At 60.7% G+C, this 16926-nt stretch carries 16 protein-coding genes; 6 read left to right on the forward strand and 10 right to left on the reverse strand.

What is annotated here, in order from left to right; genetic code table 11:
* Nucleotides 1-780 precede the first annotated feature (780 nt).
* From CFR79_RS11165 to pdxH, 8 genes are all read right to left on the reverse strand, one after another.
* Nucleotides 781-1269, reverse strand: a complete 489-nt coding sequence (locus CFR79_RS11165) for a DUF934 domain-containing protein (RefSeq protein ID WP_110547960.1) — start codon at nt 1267-1269, stop codon at nt 781-783.
* Complete coding sequence (locus CFR79_RS11170) at nt 1256-2944, reverse strand: nitrite/sulfite reductase (protein WP_110547961.1); 1689 nt, start codon at nt 2942-2944, stop codon at nt 1256-1258. The genes CFR79_RS11165 and CFR79_RS11170 overlap by 14 nt, the downstream gene beginning before the upstream one ends.
* Nucleotides 2934-3263 (reverse strand): DUF2849 domain-containing protein, encoded by a 330-nt coding sequence (locus CFR79_RS11175; RefSeq protein ID WP_102323535.1) that lies wholly within the window; start codon nt 3261-3263, stop codon nt 2934-2936. Before CFR79_RS11175 ends, CFR79_RS11170 begins: the two co-directional genes overlap by 11 nt.
* A 144-nt stretch (nt 3264-3407) precedes the next feature.
* Entirely contained in the window at nt 3408-5294 is a 1887-nt protein-coding gene (gene cysC / locus CFR79_RS11180) for an adenylyl-sulfate kinase (protein WP_110547962.1), read from the reverse strand.
* 25 nt (nt 5295-5319) lie between these two features.
* Entirely contained in the window at nt 5320-6114 is a 795-nt protein-coding gene (gene cysD, locus CFR79_RS11185) for a sulfate adenylyltransferase subunit CysD (RefSeq protein WP_102323537.1), read from the reverse strand.
* Between the two features lie 85 nt (nt 6115-6199).
* A complete protein-coding gene (locus tag CFR79_RS11190) occupies nt 6200-6892 on the reverse strand; it encodes a phosphoadenylyl-sulfate reductase (protein ID WP_110547963.1) in 693 nt (230 codons plus the stop codon).
* 166 nt (nt 6893-7058) lie between these two features.
* Nucleotides 7059-7892 carry a universal stress protein gene (locus tag CFR79_RS11195; RefSeq protein ID WP_102324192.1) on the reverse strand — a complete coding sequence of 278 codons (834 nt, stop codon included), beginning with the start codon at nt 7890-7892 and terminating at the stop codon, nt 7059-7061.
* Between the two features lie 124 nt (nt 7893-8016).
* On the reverse strand, nt 8017-8622 hold the full coding sequence (pdxH, locus tag CFR79_RS11200; protein WP_110547970.1) for a pyridoxamine 5'-phosphate oxidase: 606 nt from the start codon (nt 8620-8622) through the stop codon (nt 8017-8019).
* Nucleotides 8623-8821: 199 nt separating this feature from the next.
* Between pdxH and fabI the strand changes: the two genes are divergently transcribed.
* Together fabI and aroC are read left to right on the forward strand one after the other, a co-directional pair.
* Nucleotides 8822-9661, forward strand: coding sequence for an enoyl-ACP reductase FabI (gene fabI / locus CFR79_RS11205; RefSeq protein ID WP_102323539.1), 840 nt, complete (start codon nt 8822-8824; stop codon nt 9659-9661).
* 19 nt (nt 9662-9680) lie between these two features.
* Nucleotides 9681-10772: a chorismate synthase gene (gene aroC, locus CFR79_RS11210; RefSeq protein WP_110547964.1), complete on the forward strand. Its 1092-nt coding sequence runs from the start codon at nt 9681-9683 to the stop codon at nt 10770-10772.
* A gap of 161 nt (nt 10773-10933) precedes the next feature.
* On the opposite strand, the gene CFR79_RS11215 is transcribed toward aroC, so the two are convergent.
* Complete coding sequence (locus CFR79_RS11215; RefSeq protein WP_102323541.1) at nt 10934-11365, reverse strand: OsmC family protein; 432 nt, start codon at nt 11363-11365, stop codon at nt 10934-10936.
* 280 nt (nt 11366-11645) lie between these two features.
* Between CFR79_RS11215 and rpsB the strand changes: the two genes are divergently transcribed.
* The 4 genes from rpsB (at nt 11646) to parC (ending at nt 16567) form a co-directional block, all read left to right on the forward strand.
* Nucleotides 11646-12431: a 30S ribosomal protein S2 gene (gene rpsB, locus CFR79_RS11220; protein WP_102323542.1), complete on the forward strand. Its 786-nt coding sequence runs from the start codon at nt 11646-11648 to the stop codon at nt 12429-12431.
* A gap of 104 nt (nt 12432-12535) precedes the next feature.
* Nucleotides 12536-13441, forward strand: a complete 906-nt coding sequence (tsf, locus tag CFR79_RS11225) for a translation elongation factor Ts (protein ID WP_102323543.1) — start codon at nt 12536-12538, stop codon at nt 13439-13441.
* Between the two features lie 50 nt (nt 13442-13491).
* Nucleotides 13492-14307, forward strand: coding sequence for a DNA repair protein RecO (gene recO, locus CFR79_RS11230; protein WP_110547965.1), 816 nt, complete (start codon nt 13492-13494; stop codon nt 14305-14307).
* A gap of 37 nt (nt 14308-14344) precedes the next feature.
* Nucleotides 14345-16567: a DNA topoisomerase IV subunit A gene (parC, locus tag CFR79_RS11235; protein ID WP_110547966.1), complete on the forward strand. Its 2223-nt coding sequence runs from the start codon at nt 14345-14347 to the stop codon at nt 16565-16567.
* Between the two features lie 12 nt (nt 16568-16579).
* On the opposite strand, the gene CFR79_RS11240 is transcribed toward parC, so the two are convergent.
* The coding region (locus CFR79_RS11240) for a transposase (protein ID WP_146220135.1) at nt 16580-16926 on the reverse strand (347 nt) is incomplete at its 5' end.

The following is a 16926-nucleotide window of genomic DNA, read 5'->3' on the forward strand; positions in this document are numbered from 1 at the left end:
TCACTTGGAAAACAGGGTTGCGCATTGGCTTGCGGTAACATGCCTTGGTGTCAGGGAAAAGGACGGGTGTGTGGCTTCCGTCAGAATAAGCCGCGCTATTAAAATCGCCTTCCGTCTGACAGCATACCCGGCCAAATCAAAGAGAGAAAAGCGGGATGGGAAAGATGGTGAGGCAAACAATCACTGTAATAGCCCAGCTCAGATGTTGCCAGACGGAATGAGAATTATCGGGTGAGAGGCGTATCCATTACACGTCTTCCTATAAAAATGCGATAATGGCGCGTTGGATCGCGATATGTATTATAATAAAATTATATTTTACCTTACTATTATACAGTAGTTATTTCATAATTAATATTATTTTTGAAATAGGTGAAAGCGTGTTTCTGCAAGCAATTTATTTACGGGCATGTGCTGTACGAACCGAGAGTAATTTTCGTTCTATGGCATGAGCCGATGCAGCAGTCAGTCGTTCAGATTGGCTTCGGCACCCAAGGATAACAGCGAAAATTCTACAAAGGGATAATGAATTTCCTGATATACTTTTTAAATATTATTATTTTGTAAGTATTAAAAAATATATCCAAACAATTTTATTTTTAATAAGTTCTTTAATATATCAGGTTGTCGGGTTTTAATTTACAGGCGGGGAATCATGAATGGCCGTAAATGAGTGCTTGAGAGGGCGCTATTCCTGTCATCTACAAATAACGGAGACCACCAAAACATGTCCCTCCGGTATCATATGCGCGACATACCGGAGGGGGCACGTATAACGGTTCAGGACAGGAACCGGCGCAGGCCAAGTCCCTGTGGACGTTCATGCAGGGTGGAAGGCTGATAGGCGACAGAAAACATCTCGTGTGCCTGCTGCCATACTGTGACATCTTCGGGTCGTTCAGTCTTTACCGTGGTTATGCCACAGCGCAGCATGAACTCGTACTGGTCGGGCAGGGGCTTGCCCATGGCGCGGATTTCACCATCGAACGACAGATGTTCACGCAGCGCGCGGGCCTGCGTAAAGGCCCGCCCGTCACGAAATGAACCAAAGGTAACGGCCACCAGCCCAAGGCGTGGCAGGGCGACACGAAGCTGCTCCACCGCCATATCCGGTTCAATGGCGACACCAAGAGGGGCCGTGCCCGTGCGGGCCAGACCTTCCTCCAGCCGTGCGAAGGGAACGATAACCGCACCGTCCGGCAGCGGCGCGCCATCGACCGCTTCAACCCAGCGATCTTCCGCAATGCGGCCATTCTCAAGCAGGGGCATAGACGGCATCCTTGAAGCTGGCGGCACCGAGCCGCCGGTATGTGTCGATAAACTCTTCGCCTTCGTTGCGCAGCACCAGATAGGCATCGACCAGTCGGGCAATGGCATCGACCGTCTCATCTTCCGGCAGCGCCGGCCCGATGATCTGGCCAATGGCCACGTCGTTGCTGGCCGAACCGCCAAGCGTAAGCTGGAAGAACTCTTCCCCGCGCTTGTCCACGCCCAGAATACCGATATGCCCCGCATGGTGATGGCCGCAGGCATTGATGCAGCCGGAGATGTTGATATGCAGCTTACCGATATTTTCCTGCAGTTCAGGATCGGCAAAGCGTGCACTCAGCTTCTGGGCAATGGGAATGGAACGCGCGTTGGCAAGCGAGCAGTAATCCAGACCGGGGCAGGCGATGATATCGCCGATCAGTCCGATATTGGGCGTGCCCAGACCGGCTGCGACCAGCTTCTGCCACAGTTCATGTAGCCGGTCCTTGCGCACATGGCCCAGCACCACGTTCTGCATGTGGGTGACGCGGATTTCCCCAAACGACCAGCCATCGGCCAGATCGGCAATCAGGTCCATCTGGTCCGCCGTCACATCGCCGGGAATGCCGCCATCAGGCTTGACCGAGATCACGACGCTGATGAAGCCTTCATGCCGATGGGGATGCGTGTTGGTACGCACCCAGCGGTCAAAGCGTGCATCGGTTCTGCGCGCGGCGGCAAGCGTGTCTGCCGCATCCGCGGGGGCATCAAGCGCGGGAATGCCGAAACGCGCGCGGATCCCATCCACAATGGCGGGATCAAGACGGTAATCAGCCCGGTTCATCAGGGCGAATTCCGCATCCACCTTCTCGCGGAAAGTCTCGACACCCAACGCCTGCACAAGGATCTTGATGCGGGCCTTGTACATATTGTCGCGGCGGCCATAGGCGTTGTACACGCGCACGATCGCTTCCAGATACGCGACAAGATCCTCTTCGGGCAGGTTGTCACGCAGCAGCACGCCAATGACGGGTGTGCGCCCCAGTCCGCCGCCGACAAACACGTCAAATACCGGGCGACCCTGTGCGCCGGGGCGGGCGACCAGACCGATATCGTGGAAACGGGCGGCTACGCGGTCCTGCGGGCTGCCACTGATGGCAATCTTGAACTTGCGCGGCAGGAATGAAAATTCAGGATGCAGCGTGGACCACTGGCGCAGGATCTCGGCATGGATGCGCGGGTCAAGCAGTTCATCGGCCGCAGCCCCTGCAAACTCATCGCATGTCACGTTGCGGATGCAGTTGCCGCTGGTCTGGATGGCGTGCATGTCCACATCCGCCAGACGCTGCAGGATATCGGGTGTATCTTCCAGCCTGATCCAGTTGAACTGCATGTTCTGCCGGGTCGTGAAATGGCCGTAATCACGGTCATAGGTGCGCGCGATATGGGCCAGTTCGCGCATCTGGTCCGATCCCAGCATGCCGTAGGGGATGGCCACGCGCAGCATGTAGGCATGCAACTGCAGGTATAGCCCGTTCATGAGGCGTAGCGGCTTGAATTCATCCTCGCTCAGGTCGCCCGCAATGCGGCGGTTCACCTGTGCGCGGAACTGCGCCACGCGCTGGGACAGGAAGGTACGGTCCACCTGATCGTAGGCATACCGTCCGACCGGGAGGGTTGCGGTGTTAGTGGACATTGGATGTCTCCACAGGGGCGAAATCGGGGTGGACGCTCGGCCCGAACGCACGGATGCGTTCACGTACCGTAACGGGCGCGATGCCGGCGGCGGCAGGGTCAAGCTGCACGCCATAGATGCCCACAACCATACGCGCGTCAGGCGTGGCCTTGACCTGCTTTATCACGTCTTCCACATCCGCATTGTCGATGACGCGGGCATGGCTGATCGCCTCCGACCATCCCTGTCCGGTCAGCCAGACAATACGGCCATCAAGCAGACGGTTGGCCGTAATGACGCTTGTTCCGGTCAAATCCCGGCGGTTGTTCCTGACATCCACTTCTGAACCGATCCTTTTCGGGCGACAGGACCGACCTGCCGCGACTGGTATAAAACGGCGCCAGCCTTGCCATGGCTGGCGCCCATCTTCAACCCGGCCCTGTATTGCCGTCTGGCCTGCCCCCAGGGGAGCAGGCCTGTGCAGTTACGAACGCTGGCGGTCCGCCGCACTGTCAATGCGGATCGCATCACTGATGAAGGTGGCAAGCTTTGCCGCCGTTTCATCGCTGGTGCGCTCTGCCGTCTCCAGTCGCAGGGCGGGGTTGGCAGGGGCTTCGTAAGGGGCGTCGATGCCGGTAAAGCCTTCGATCTTGCCCGCGCGTGCCGCAGCATACAGACCCTTGGGGTCACGCTGTTCGCAGGTGGCCTGCGGTGTGTCGATGAAGATTTCATGAAAACCTTCGCCAACGATCTGACGGGCCAGTTCCCGGTCCGCGACGGTGGGGGAAATCAGCGCCACGATCACGACCTGACCGCTTTCAGCCAGAATCCGGGCTACTGCCGCTGCACGACGCACGTTTTCACGCCGGTCCGCATCGGAGAATCCAAGGTCCGAACACAGCCCCGCGCGCAGCGTATCGCCATCAAGCACGGATACATCGATCCCGCGGGCGAACAGCCGGTTTTCCGCTGCACGGGCCAGCGTGCTCTTGCCTGCGCCGGGCAGGCCGGTCATCCAGAACACACCGCCACGGTGTCCCTTGGCCTGCGCGCGATCCCACAGCGAAACGGCGCTGCCGGTGGGGTGAATGGCGTTGCGCCCCGCAACACTTTCGGCAACACCCATCAGCGGTGCGCCGCCCACGATCTGCTGGTTACGGTCGACCAGCACGCCACGACCGTCCGCCGTGCCCGGCAGGAAGGGGTCGAACAGCATGGTCTCGGATACGGCCAGCGTGATCTCGGCAAAGCCCTCGGGCGGGACTTCCTCAGCAGGCTGTTCGGTCAGGTCCTCAAGGCGGACAACAGAGTCAATTGCCGCGACCGTAACCTGATGTTCAGCCGTGGCCAGACGCAGCTTGAAGCTTTCGCCCACATGCAGCGGTTCCTGACGCAGCCAGAACAGGCGCGTGCGGATGCGGGCCGCGCGCAGCGGCGATTCCGATGCCGGAAACAGGAAATCGCCACGATCGGGGATCACGTCGGGTTCCAGCGTGACAGCCACGGACTGACCGGCAACGGCGGCAACCTGCGGTGCTGTGTGCCAGCTTTCGATCGTGGCGATACGCGCGCGGGCGCCATGCACGCCAACCACCACTTCATCACCCACGCGGATACGGCCGCGTTCGATACGACCGACAACGACACGCTTGCTGTCAAAACGGTAGACATCCTGCACCGGCAGGCGCAGCGGCAGGTCGGCGCGGGAAGACGGTGCGGGCACCTGCGCCAGCGCTTCGGTCAGCGTCGGGCCCTTGTACCACGCCATCCGTTCGGACCGGTCGGCGATATTGTCGCCTTCACGGGCGGAAGCGGGAACGAATACGGTCGGCTCGATCTCAAGCTGGCGCAGCAGGTTGGTCACGTCCTGTTCAGCCGCTTCGATCTTCTGCTGGTCGTAGTCGAGGATATCGACCTTGTTCATCAGCACGATGACATGACGGATGCCGATCAGACGCAGCAGCATGGCGTGGCGGCGGGTCTGTTCCTGCGCGCCTTCGTTTGCGTCAACCACCAGCACGGCGGCTTCGGCATCGGCAGCGCCCGTAATCATGTTGCGCAGGAACTGGCGGTGGCCCGGCGCATCAACGATCACGAACTGCCGTGTTCCCAGCCGGAAGGGAATGCGGGTGGAATCAACGGTCACGCCCTGATCGCGCTCGATCTGGAGACTGTCGAGCAGGAAGCTCCATTCAACCGTAAGGCCGCGCTTCTTGCTGGATTCGATAATCTGCGCGACCCGCCCTTCGGGCAGGCTATCGGTATCGTACAGCAGGCGACCGATCAGCGTGGATTTGCCGTGGTCAACATGGCCCACGATCACGATGGGGGTGGCTGCGTCCTGCGGGGCAGGGGTCGGGATTGTACTCATTGTATTGTAACTCCGTCCTGTCCGCTCAGAGATAACCGGCCACGCGCAGGCGTTCGAACGCATCCTCGGATTCATGATCCATGGCACGTCCCGCGCGTTCGGATGTGCGGGACGTTTCCAGTTCCGCAATCACTTCCGCTACCGTCGAGGCATTGCTTTCGACCGGGCTGGTGATGTCCTGATCGCCCAGCGAGCGGTAACGCTTGCCGTCCCTGGCGAAATACAGATCGACCAGCGGAATGTTCTCGCGTTCGATATAACGCCAGATGTCAATCTCGCGCCATGACAGCAGGGGATGGACGCGCACATGCATGCCGGCTTCATGCGGGGTGGCGTACTGGTCCCAGAATTCCGGCGGCTGGTTGCGGACATCCCATTTGTGGCCGGAGCCGCGGGGGCTGAACACACGTTCCTTGGCACGGGTGGCCTGCTCGTCACGCCGGATGCCGGCGATCACGCCCGCAAGCTTGTACCTGTCGATCATCGCGGCAAGTCCTGCGGTCTTGCGCGCGGCGGAACGCGCGGCAGGCGGCAGGGTGGGATCGATTTCCTCAACCGGCGGACAGTCGCCCAGCAGCAGTTCGAGGTTCCATTTCTTGGTATATTCATCACGGAATTTGTACATTTCCGGGAATTTCTTGCCGGTATCCACATGCATGACCGGGAACGGCACGCGCCCAAGAAAGGCCTTGCGCGCCAGCCAGACCATGACGTTGGAATCCTTGCCCAGCGACCACAGCATCGCCAGCGGCTTCAGCTTCCGGTACGCTTCACGCATGATGAAGATACTCTGGGCCTCTAGTTGGTCGAGATCGTCCATGGATTACAGACCTTCCGTAACAGGAAAGAAAACAGGAAAAGTAGATGGCCCCGAAACCGGGCCGATGAAAGGGGACAGGCTGGCCTCACCCCGCCGCACGGACGTGAATACCACATTCCGTCTTGGATTGCCCGGCCCAGCGACCCTTGCGCGGATCTTCACCTTCGCCAACCGGCCGGGTGCAGGGCGCGCAGCCGATGGAAGGATAGCCGCGCAGCGTAAGGGGATGGCGCGGCAGGTTGCGGCGCGTCATCTCGGCATCAAGTTCGCGTGGGGTCCAGCTTATCAGCGGATTGATCTTGACCTTGCCATCCCCGGTGGCTTCCACGACCGGCAGGCCCTGCCGGGTGGCGGCCTGTGAACGCTTGCGGCCCGTGATCCACGCATCGAAGGGGATCATCGCCTCATCAAGCGGTTCGACCTTGCGCAGCGCACAGCACGCATCCGGGTCGAAGGCCCATAGCTGGCCTTCGGGGTCACGGTTCATGATCTGCTTTTTGGCGGGATGCAGGTCGCGCACGTCGCGCAGGTTCAGGACGCGGGCCAGTTCCTGCCGGTATGCCAGCGTTTCGGGGAAATGCTGGCCGGTTTCAAGGAACAGGACCGGGACCGCAGGATCGATTTCGGCTGCCAGCGCCAGCATGACCGCTGATTCCGCCCCGAAAGAAGAAACAAGAGCAATGCGTCCGCGCAGTCGCGTCAGGGCAACACGAAGCACTTCGGATGCGTTCTCACCCGCCTGCTTCAGTTCTGCCACAATGTCCGCATCAATGCGCATAATATCCCCCAGACCAGATTTTACACTAGGCTATGGCGTTCTTTTCACGCCACACCTAATCCCCGTGGGGCGTAAAATCAAGGCGTCTGGCTGTAGATATACGTTTTTGCCTGCTTGTTTCTTCTATATCCCCTCCGGTGCGCCGATGATGGACGATTCTGGCGGTTCAGCGGCTCATCAGGACGGCAATATCACTGTTTTCCAGCATATGCCGCGTTACACCCCCCAATATCATCTGGCGCAGGCGGGAATGTGAATACGCCCCCATTACCAGCAGGTCGGCATCAAAGCTGTGGGCTGTCGCCAGCATGTCTTCCCCCACCGGGCGATAATCACTACCAAATTTGTGAATAGTGGCGGCGATGTCATGTCGTGCAAGGAAAGCGGCGACATGCCGGGCATCCGGGCCAGGGCGCTGGTAGGCCGGACTGTGCACGATATGCACCGCATCCGCGCGGCGCAGCAGGGGCAGGGCGTGATGAATGGCCGACGCGGCTTCAACCGTACCATTCCAGCCGATACAGACGCGCCGGCCGACAGTTTCGGTCGCCACGGGCGGAACGATGATGACCCCGCGTCCGCTTTCGAACAGTACGGCATGCAGCGTATCGGAGGAGGAGACATCCCCTTCCGGGTTGGGCTGGCGCACGACCACAAGATCCGAAAGCCGGGCCTGAAAGGATACGATGCTGCGGGTATGGCCGGTATGGGTAATGAAACTGGCGCTGGGGCCATGCGGGTGGTGGGTCTCGGCCTTTACAACGGGAATATGGGTGCGCTGGATGAAGTCATTGAAAAGCTGGTGGACACCCTTCAGTCGCGATGCGCTTTCCTTCAGCGCTGCCGCGATCATGTCTTCCACCATTGCGCCCGACATCCCTTCACCGACGAGGGGGCCGATTTCCTGCATGTCAGTACCCACATGCAGGACCGAAAGATGTGCATTGAACATGGAAGTAAGATAGCCGCCGACCTGAAGGGCGCTTTCCGCGTTGCTCATCCCCGCCAGTGGCAGAAGTATACTACGTATGCACATCAACGTACCTCATGCTCCGTTCATCCGGGGAGACGCGCAGGCAGGTCCCCCCGGATGAAAACGGATCACGCGGCGTTAAGTTCGGGCATCAGGGATAAAGCCGCTGTGTGTTCCACCCTTCGCCCTGCCGGTCCCATACGACGCGGTCATGCAGGCGGTAGGGGCGGTCCTGCCAGAATTCGAAATGCTGGGGCACCACGCGAAAGCCGGTCCAGTTGGCCGGGCGGGGAATGACGGCATCGTCGCCGGGGTAGCGGGCCTCAAGCTCGGCAATCGCTTTTTCAAAAACGGCGCGGTCCGTCAGCGGGTGCGACTGGTTGGACGCAATCGCCCCCAGTCGCGATATGCGGCTGCGGCTGGCGAAATAGGCGTCCGCTTCGGTCGCACTGACCGGTTCCACCGGGCCTTCTATGCGGATCTGGCGGCGGATGCTTTTCCAGTGGAACAGCAGGGCCGCATGGGGATTGGCCTTGAGATCGGCAGCCTTGCGGCTGTTGAGGTTGGTATAGAACACGAACCCGCGCCGGTCCGCCCCCTTGAGCAGGATCATACGGACCGAAGGCCGCCCTTCCGCCGTTGCGGTGGCCAGTGCCATGGCGTTCGGGTCATTGGGTTCGTGTTCGCTTGCATCGCGCATCCAGGCATCGAACAGGTCGAACGGGTCCGCATCCAGGGCGATAAGGGGAGGGGTCATGAATTTCAGGTTCCGCAATGCTGTCTGCCGCGCATCCGGCCCATCAGGGCTGGAATGCGAAACATATGGAAACATAAGGTAAGTTACCGCGTGAGGAATATTCGCTACAATTGCGACACTCGGCATCTTGTCCGAAACGGCTGCTTGTGCAACCACGAGGCCGAAAATTCATCCGCCATTTATCATTAAGGATAATAACATGTCAGACGGCGCGCCCAAAATCTCCGCCAAGGGAACACTGATGAAGGGGAAGCGGGGACTTGTTATGGGGGTGGCGAATGACCGCTCGATCGCGTGGGGCATCGCGCGCGCCGTGGCCGAACAGGGGGGCGAACTGGCCTTCACCTATCAGGGGGAAGCACTGGGCAAGCGCGTGCGTCCGCTGGCGGAATCGGTCGGGTCGTCGCTGGTCCTGCCCTGTGACGTATCGGACGACGCCGCGATTGACGAGACCTTTGCCGCAATCGAAAAGGAATGGGGCAAGATCGATTTTCTGGTCCATGCCATCGGCTGGGCAGACAAGCAGTTCCTGCGCGGGCGCTATGTCGATACCCCGCGTGATGCCTTCCTCAAGGCGCTGGACATTTCGTGCTATTCCTTCACCGCTGTCGCACGTCGCGCGGCCAGCATCATGAACCCCGGCGGGTCGATGCTGACGCTGACCTATCTGGGGGCCGAGCGTGTGATGCCCCATTATAATGTGATGGGCGTGGCCAAGGCGGCACTTGAGGCTTCGGTGCGCTACATGGCGGTCGATCTGGGTAGCGATGGCATCCGTGTCAATGGCATCTCGGCCGGGCCGGTCATGACGCTGGCGGCCAACGGCATTGGCGATTTCCGCTATATCCTGAAATGGAACCAGTATAATTCCCCGCTGGAACGCAACGTCTCGCTGGAGGAAGTTGGCGGGGCCGGGCTGTACATGCTGTCCGATCTGTCCGGTGGCGTGACGGGTGAAATCCACCATGTTGATTCCGGCTACCATATTGTCGGCATGAAGAACCCGACCGCGCCGGACATCACGGTCGCCGGTAACTGATTGCGGGAAGTCTGCCCTTATGTCCCATAACACTTTCGGCCATCTGTTCCGTGTCACCACGTGGGGCGAAAGCCATGGCCCGGCCATTGGCTGCGTGATTGATGGCTGTCCGCCGCGCATCCCGCTGGATGTATCCGACATCCAGCCGTGGCTTGACCGCCGCCGTCCGGGGCAGTCGAAATTCACCACCCAGCGGCAGGAAGCCGATCAGGTTGAAATCCTGTCCGGTGTGTTCGAGGGGCAGACAACCGGCACCCCCATTTCCCTGCTGATCCGCAATACCGACCAGCGTTCGCGTGATTATGGCGATATCGCCACCCGTTACCGCCCTGGCCATGCCGATGTCGCTTATGACATGAAATACGGCATACGCGATTATCGTGGTGGTGGGCGGTCTTCTGCCCGGGAGACGGCCATGCGGGTGGCGGCGGGAGCCGTGGCGCGCAAGGTACTGGGGCAGGGCGTGCGTATCCGCGGGGCGCTGGTCCAGGTCGGTCCGCATGCGGTCGACCGCGCGCGGATGGACTGGGATATGGTGAATGCCAATCCGCTGTTCTGTCCCGATGCTTCGATCCTGCCGGTATGGGAAGACTACCTTGCCGATATTCGTAAGAAGGGTTCTTCCATCGGCGCCGTGATCGAGGTGGTGGCCGACGGGGTGCCGCCGGGACTGGGTGCGCCGATATATGGCAAGCTTGATTCCGACCTCGCCATGGCGCTGATGAGCATCAATGCCGTCAAGGGGGTCGAGATCGGGGAAGGGTTCGCTTCCGCCTGCCTGACGGGTGAGGAAAACGCGGACCCGATGCGGATGGAAAATGGCGCGCTCCGGTTCGCGTCCAACCATGCTGGTGGCGTGCTGGGGGGGATTTCCACCGGTCAGCCGGTCGTGGCCCGCTTTGCGGTCAAGCCAACCAGTTCGATCCTGACGCCCGTTCCCTCCGTCACGCGCGAAGGGGAGAACGTGGATGTCATGACCAAGGGGCGTCATGACCCCTGCGTAGGTATCCGTGCCGTGCCGGTGGGCGAGGCGATGATGGCCTGCGTTCTGGCCGATCACCTGCTGCGCCATCGGGGGCAGGTGGGCAATCAGGAACCTGTAATTTTGTGAAGTTGCCCGGATTGCCACCTGCCTGACCATGTCGATCAGGACGGGATGGGAAGGGGTCCGTCGGTCGAGACCTGACTGAATGCCATGCCTGTCATGAAGCGTATGGTGCCTGAGCATGAGGTCGGGCGGGGAACGCCATCCGCTCCCCGCCATTTGCCGGTTCAGCCTTTCAGCTTGGCATCCAGCGTGATCGTTGCATTGAACAGCTTGGAGACCGGGCAGCCTGCTTTCGCCTTTTCCGCCAGTTCCCTGAACTGTTCTTCCGTCGCGTTGGGGATTTCGGCTTCCAGCGTCAGCTTCGCATGGGTGATGGCAAAGCCTTCGCCCTGCTTGTCCAGCACGATTTCGGATTTTGCATCGAGCGACGTGGCCGTAAGCCCCGCCCCGCCCAGAATGCCCGACAGCGCCATGGCGAAGCACGCGGCATGGGCTGCGCCCAGCAGTTCCTCGGGGTTGGTGCCGGGTTTGTCCTCGAAACGGGTATTGAAGCCGTAGGGCTGCTGCTTCAGTACCCCGCTCTGGGTCGAGATCTCGCCCTTGCCGTCCTTCAGTCCGCCTGACCAGTGTGCCGTCGCGTATTTGGTGATTGCCATGGGGGATCGGTCCTTATGTCCGTTATCGAAATATCTGGCCGCGCGCATGCGGCGCGGTGGATGGTGTCGCATCCTTGCGCAGCCTAACCCGTGCTCGGGAAAAAAGTTGCATCATGGCCGGGATGCTGGCCCACGGCTCTTGCAATGCGCGCCGAAAACGGCCATATCCCGCCACGGTCCCGCGTTGGGGCCAATTCGCACGTGAAGCCAGTACCTCTGGTGTCCTGAAAAACAGGGCGCGCTTCACGGAGGATAAACCAGACACAAGGATCAAGCCGAAATGGCAATGCCTGAATTCACCATGCGCCAGCTTCTTGAAGCCGGCGTGCACTTCGGTCACCACACCCGCCGCTGGAACCCGCGCATGGCGCCGTACCTGTTCGGTGTGCGTAACCAGGTTCACATCATCGACCTGCAGCAGACCGTTCCCATGCTGGACCGTGCGCTCAAGGCGATCCGTGACACCGTGGCCGGTGGCGGTCGCGTGCTGTTCGTCGGCACCAAGCGCGCTGCGGCAGACCAGGTCGCGGAAGCGGCGAAGCGTTGCGGCCAGTATTACGTCAACCACCGCTGGCTGGGCGGCATGCTGACGAACTGGAAGACCATTACCGGTTCGATCAAGCGCCTGCGTGGCATTGACGACATGCTGGAAAACGGCACCCAGGGCCTGACCAAGAAGGAAGTCCTGGACATCACCCGCGACCGTGAGAAGCTGGAGCGTTCGCTCGGCGGCATCAAGGAAATGGGCGGCCTGCCGGACATCCTGTTCGTGATCGACACGAACAAGGAAAAACTGGCGGTTGAAGAAGCCAACAAGCTGGGTATCCCGGTTGTGGCGGTGCTGGACAGCAACTCCGACCCGCGTGGCGTGACTTTCCCGATTCCGGGTAACGACGACGCCATCCGCGCCATCGCGCTGTATTGCGAGCTGGTTTCGTCCGCAGTGCTCGATGGCATCTCCGCCGAGCTGGGCGCGTCGGGCGAAGACTTTGGCGCTGCCGAAGAACTGCCGGTTGACCCCGCCGTGGAAGCAGCCGTGACGGAAGCCGCCGCAAGCGCGGAATAACATCATTGCGTCGTGGTGGCATGACCCCGCGACGCTACTGACACAGCAAGGACACGCCCCGCAGGATTGCGGGGCGTGCGCCTGTCGTGAGGAGTATCAGGATAATGGCGGAAATCACCGCAGCACTCGTCAAGGATCTTCGTGAGCAGACCGGCGCGGGCATGATGGACTGCAAGAAGGCGCTCAAGGAAGCCGAAGGCGACATCGAAGGCGCGATCGACTGGCTGCGCAAGAAGGGCCTTTCGGCTGCTGCCAAGAAGTCCGGTCGTGTGACGGCTGAAGGTCTGGTTGGCGTGGCGCAGGCCGACAACAAGGCTGCCATGGTCGAGATCAATGCCGAAACCGACTTCGTGGCCCGTAATGAGCATTTCCAGAACTTCGTATCCGAAGTGGCGCATGCCGCCCTTACGGTTGGCGACGATCTGGAAAAGCTGAAGGCAGCCGTGCTCAAGAGCGGCCGCAACGTTGCCGATGAACTGACGCACCTGATCGCCACCATTGGCGAAAACATGTCCATCCGCCGTGCGCGCGTGCTGAGCGTCCCGTCGGGCGTGGTTGCGACATACGTTCATTCCGCCGTCAGCCCCGGTCTGGGCAAGATTGGCGTTCTGGCCGCTGTTGAAGCACCGTCCGCCAGCGATGCGCTGGAAACGCTGGGCCGTCAGATCGGCATGCACGTCGCGGCGACCCGTCCGGCTGCGCTGGACGTGAACAGTGTTGACCCGCAGGCGCTTGAGCGTGAGCGCGCGGTTCTGGTGGAACAGGCCCGTGCATCGGGCAAGCCGGAAGCCATCATTGAAAAGATGGTCGATGGCCGTATCCGCAAGTTCTACGAAGAAGTGGTGCTGCTGGAGCAGGTCTGGGTGCATGATGGCGAAAGCCGCGTGCGCGAGATCGTCAAGAAGGCTGGTGCGAAGCTGATCGGTTTCGACCGCTTCCAGCTTGGCGAAGGCATCGAGAAGGAAGAAAACGACTTTGCCGCTGAAGTGGCAAAGGCTGCTGGCAACTGATCTGAGTTGCCGGTTTCCGGTTTTCTTTACGCAAGGGCGGGTGCTTCCTGATGGAATGGGAGGCACCCGCCCTTGTGCTATCTGCCACCCCGTATGGGGAAGGCAGCGCGATTGTCCATGTGCTGACGGGCGAATACGGCCTGTATCATGGGCTGGCCCGTGGCGGATCATCCAGCCGGGGTCGCGCGGTATGGCAGACCGGCAATCTGGTGCGCGCGCGCTGGGTTGCCCGCCTGTCCGAACAGCTTGGCACGATTACGGCTGAAACGGTGCATGCGTCTGCCGCGCGCATACTGGATTATCCGGTGCCGCTGGCCATTCTGGCTTCCCTGTGCGCACTGGCTGATGGCAGCCTGCCGGAACGCGAGCCCCATCTGGCCGTATTTCAGGGGCTGACCAGCCTGCTGGCGCGCATAAGCCTCGACCCTGAATGGGCGGAGCGCGAAGGCATGGCGGAAGTCGTTCGGTGGGAACTGCTGCTTCTGTCCGAACTGGGTTTTGGTCTGGATCTGGGGCACTGTGCGCTTGGTGGGGACAGTGGCGATCTGAAATGGGTCTCGCCGCGTACGGGACGGGCCGTGTCGGATGAGCGGGCTGGGGAATGGCGCGACCGCCTGCTGCCGCTTCCGGCTTTCGTTCTGGACTCCGATCAGGTGGGTACGCCGCAGGACTGGTATGACGGCCTGCGCCTGTCCGGTCATTTCCTGCATCGTGACGCGTTTGGACAGCGCCACCGTCCCGTGCCTGAAGCACGGGGCAGACTGGCGGATATGATTGCCCGTAAGGCCGATATCGTGCCACCCGGTCAGGCGGGTGAGGACGAGCCTGCGGAACCCGACGGACACAACCCGGTGGACAAACCGTAAAGTTTCGCTATCTGTTCACCTGCGGGAGGAAGATTGCATGCCTGTGGACACAACAGCCGGTCATATCGAAGATACCAAGCTGGTCGATGCGCTGAGCGAACGCTATCTGGCCTATGCCATGTCAACCATCATGTCGCGCTCGCTGCCCGATGTGCGCGACGGGCTGAAGCCTGTGCATCGGCGCATGATCTATGCCATGCAGCAGCTCAGGCTGGACCCGTCCGCCGGGTTCAAGAAATGCGCCCGTGTGGTGGGCGATGTGATCGGTAAATACCATCCGCATGGCGATGCTTCGGTTTACGAGGCGCTGGTCCGGCTGGCGCAGGATTTTGCCGTGCGCTACCCGCTGGTCGAAGGGCAGGGCAATTTCGGCTCGATCGACGGTGATAACGCGGCGGCCATGCGGTACACCGAATCCCGTCTGACCACTGTCGCCAAGGCGCTGCTGGAAGGCATTGACGAAGACAGCGTCGATTTCCGCCCCACCTATGATGGCGAGGAGCAGGAACCTGTTGTCCTGCCCGCGGCCTTTCCCAACCTTCTGGCCAATGGCGCGGCCGGTATCGCCGTGGGTATGGCCACAAGCATCCCGCCGCATAATGTAGGGGAAATCTGTGCCGCCGCCCTTGCCCTGATCCGCAAGCCTGGTACGACGACGGCGGAACTGATGGCGCATATGCCCGGTCCCGACTTTCCCACCGGTGGCAGCATTGTCGAAGATGGCGAGGCCATGGTCCGCGCCTACGAGACGGGACGCGGCGCATTTCGCATCCGCTCGAAGTGGGAAGTGGAACAGGGCCGTTTCGGTACCTGGCAGATCGTGGTGACGGAAATCCCGTATCAGGTGCAGAAGTCGCGCCTGATTGAACAGGTCGCCGATCTTCTGGAACAGAAAAAACTGCCGCTTCTGGCGGATATCCGTGACGAGAGCGCGACCGACATAAGACTGGTGCTGGAGCCGAAATCACGCGGGATCGAACCTGCGGTGCTGATGGAAACCCTGTTCCGCGCCACCCAGTTTGAAAGCCGTTTCAGCCTGAACATGAACGTGCTGGGTGCAGATCAGGTGCCCGGCGTGCGGAGCCTGAAGGATGTGCTGCAGGCGTGGCTGGACCATCGGCATGACGTGCTTCTGCGCCGTAGCGCCAACCGGCTTGTGGCCGTTAACCGGCGGCTTGAAATTCTCGACGGGTTCCTTGCGGTCTATCTCAACCTTGATGAGGTGATCCGCATTGTCCGCGAAGAGGACGACGCGAAAGCCGCCCTTATGGCCACGTTCAGCCTGACGGAGCTACAGGCGGATTCCGTGCTGAACATGCGCCTGCGCAGCCTGCGTCGGCTGGAAGAAATGGAAATCCGCAAGGAGCACGCCGCCCTCAGCGCCGAAAGGCAGACCCTGCAGGATCTGCTGGATCAGGAAGGGCTGCGGTGGAAGCGCATCGCATCCGAGATAAAGGAAATCCAGAAAACCTTCGGAAGTGGCGCGCTGGGTAAACGACGCAGCGCACTGGCCGCCCCGCCGCCCGAGATTGATGTTGAATCGGCCCTGCCGGTCGAACGTGACCCCCTTACGGTCGTCCTGTCGCAGCAGGGCTGGATACGGACCGTGCGCGGGCATGGACAGGATCTGCAGGCGCTCAGGTTCAAGGAAGGCGACGGGTTGGGCATGTCGGTGGAATGCTACAGCAATGACCGGCTGTGTGTATTCGCCACCGATGGTCGTGCGTTTACCCTGCGTGTGGGTGATCTGCCGCGTGGTCGCGGCGATGGCCAGCCCCTGCGGCTTATGATCGACCTTTCAAACGATCAGGACATCATCACGATGTTCCCCGTTGATGATACCCGCAAGCGGCTTCTGGCTTCCAGCAGCGGACGTGGCATGGTGGTGGCCGAAACGGCCATGACGGCGGAAAAGCGCACGGGCAAGCAGGTCCTGAACCTGAAAGACGAGGAAAGCGCGCTGATCTGCGTGCCAGCCGAAGGCGATCATGTGCTGGTGCTGGGGCAGAACCGGCGCATGCTTGTGTTCCCGCTGGACCAGTTGCCTGAAATGTCGCGTGGGCTGGGTGTGATCTTGCAGAAATACAAGGACGGCGGCCTGCGCGATGCGGTGGTCTTTACCGCGGAAACAGGGCTGGCATGGCCGGACCCGGCTGCGGCACGCAACCGTTCCTTTGCCGATTTGCGCGACTATCTGGGCAAGCGCGCCGAGACGGGCAGGCAGGCTCCTGCCTGGGCGACCCGCAAGCCGCGCGGTTAGAGCGTTCTGTGATTAGATTGATGCATATCCAGAGTTCTTGAGATAATTGGCGCATTCCTGTGCAGAGAAGCATTTGATGAGTGAACCGATGCGTTTCCATGTTGCCTCAACGGATCGCTCCGCGGCTTTTCGCAGCAAAGTCTTGAGCTTGGCGAAGACCTGTTCGATCGGATTGAGATCGGGACTGTAGGGCGGCAGGAAGATCATCCTCGCCCCGACTGCCCGAATGGCCTTGCGAGTCGCATCGCCCTTGTGACTGCCGAGATTGTCGAGATTGTCGAGCACGACGATATCGCCCGGCTTGAGTGTTGGAACCAGAAACTGCTCGACATAGGCCAAAAAACTGCGCCCGTTGATCG

The sequence above is a fragment of the Komagataeibacter saccharivorans genome, from assembly GCF_003207825.1.
In the GTDB taxonomy this organism is placed as follows: domain Bacteria; phylum Pseudomonadota; class Alphaproteobacteria; order Acetobacterales; family Acetobacteraceae; genus Komagataeibacter; species Komagataeibacter saccharivorans.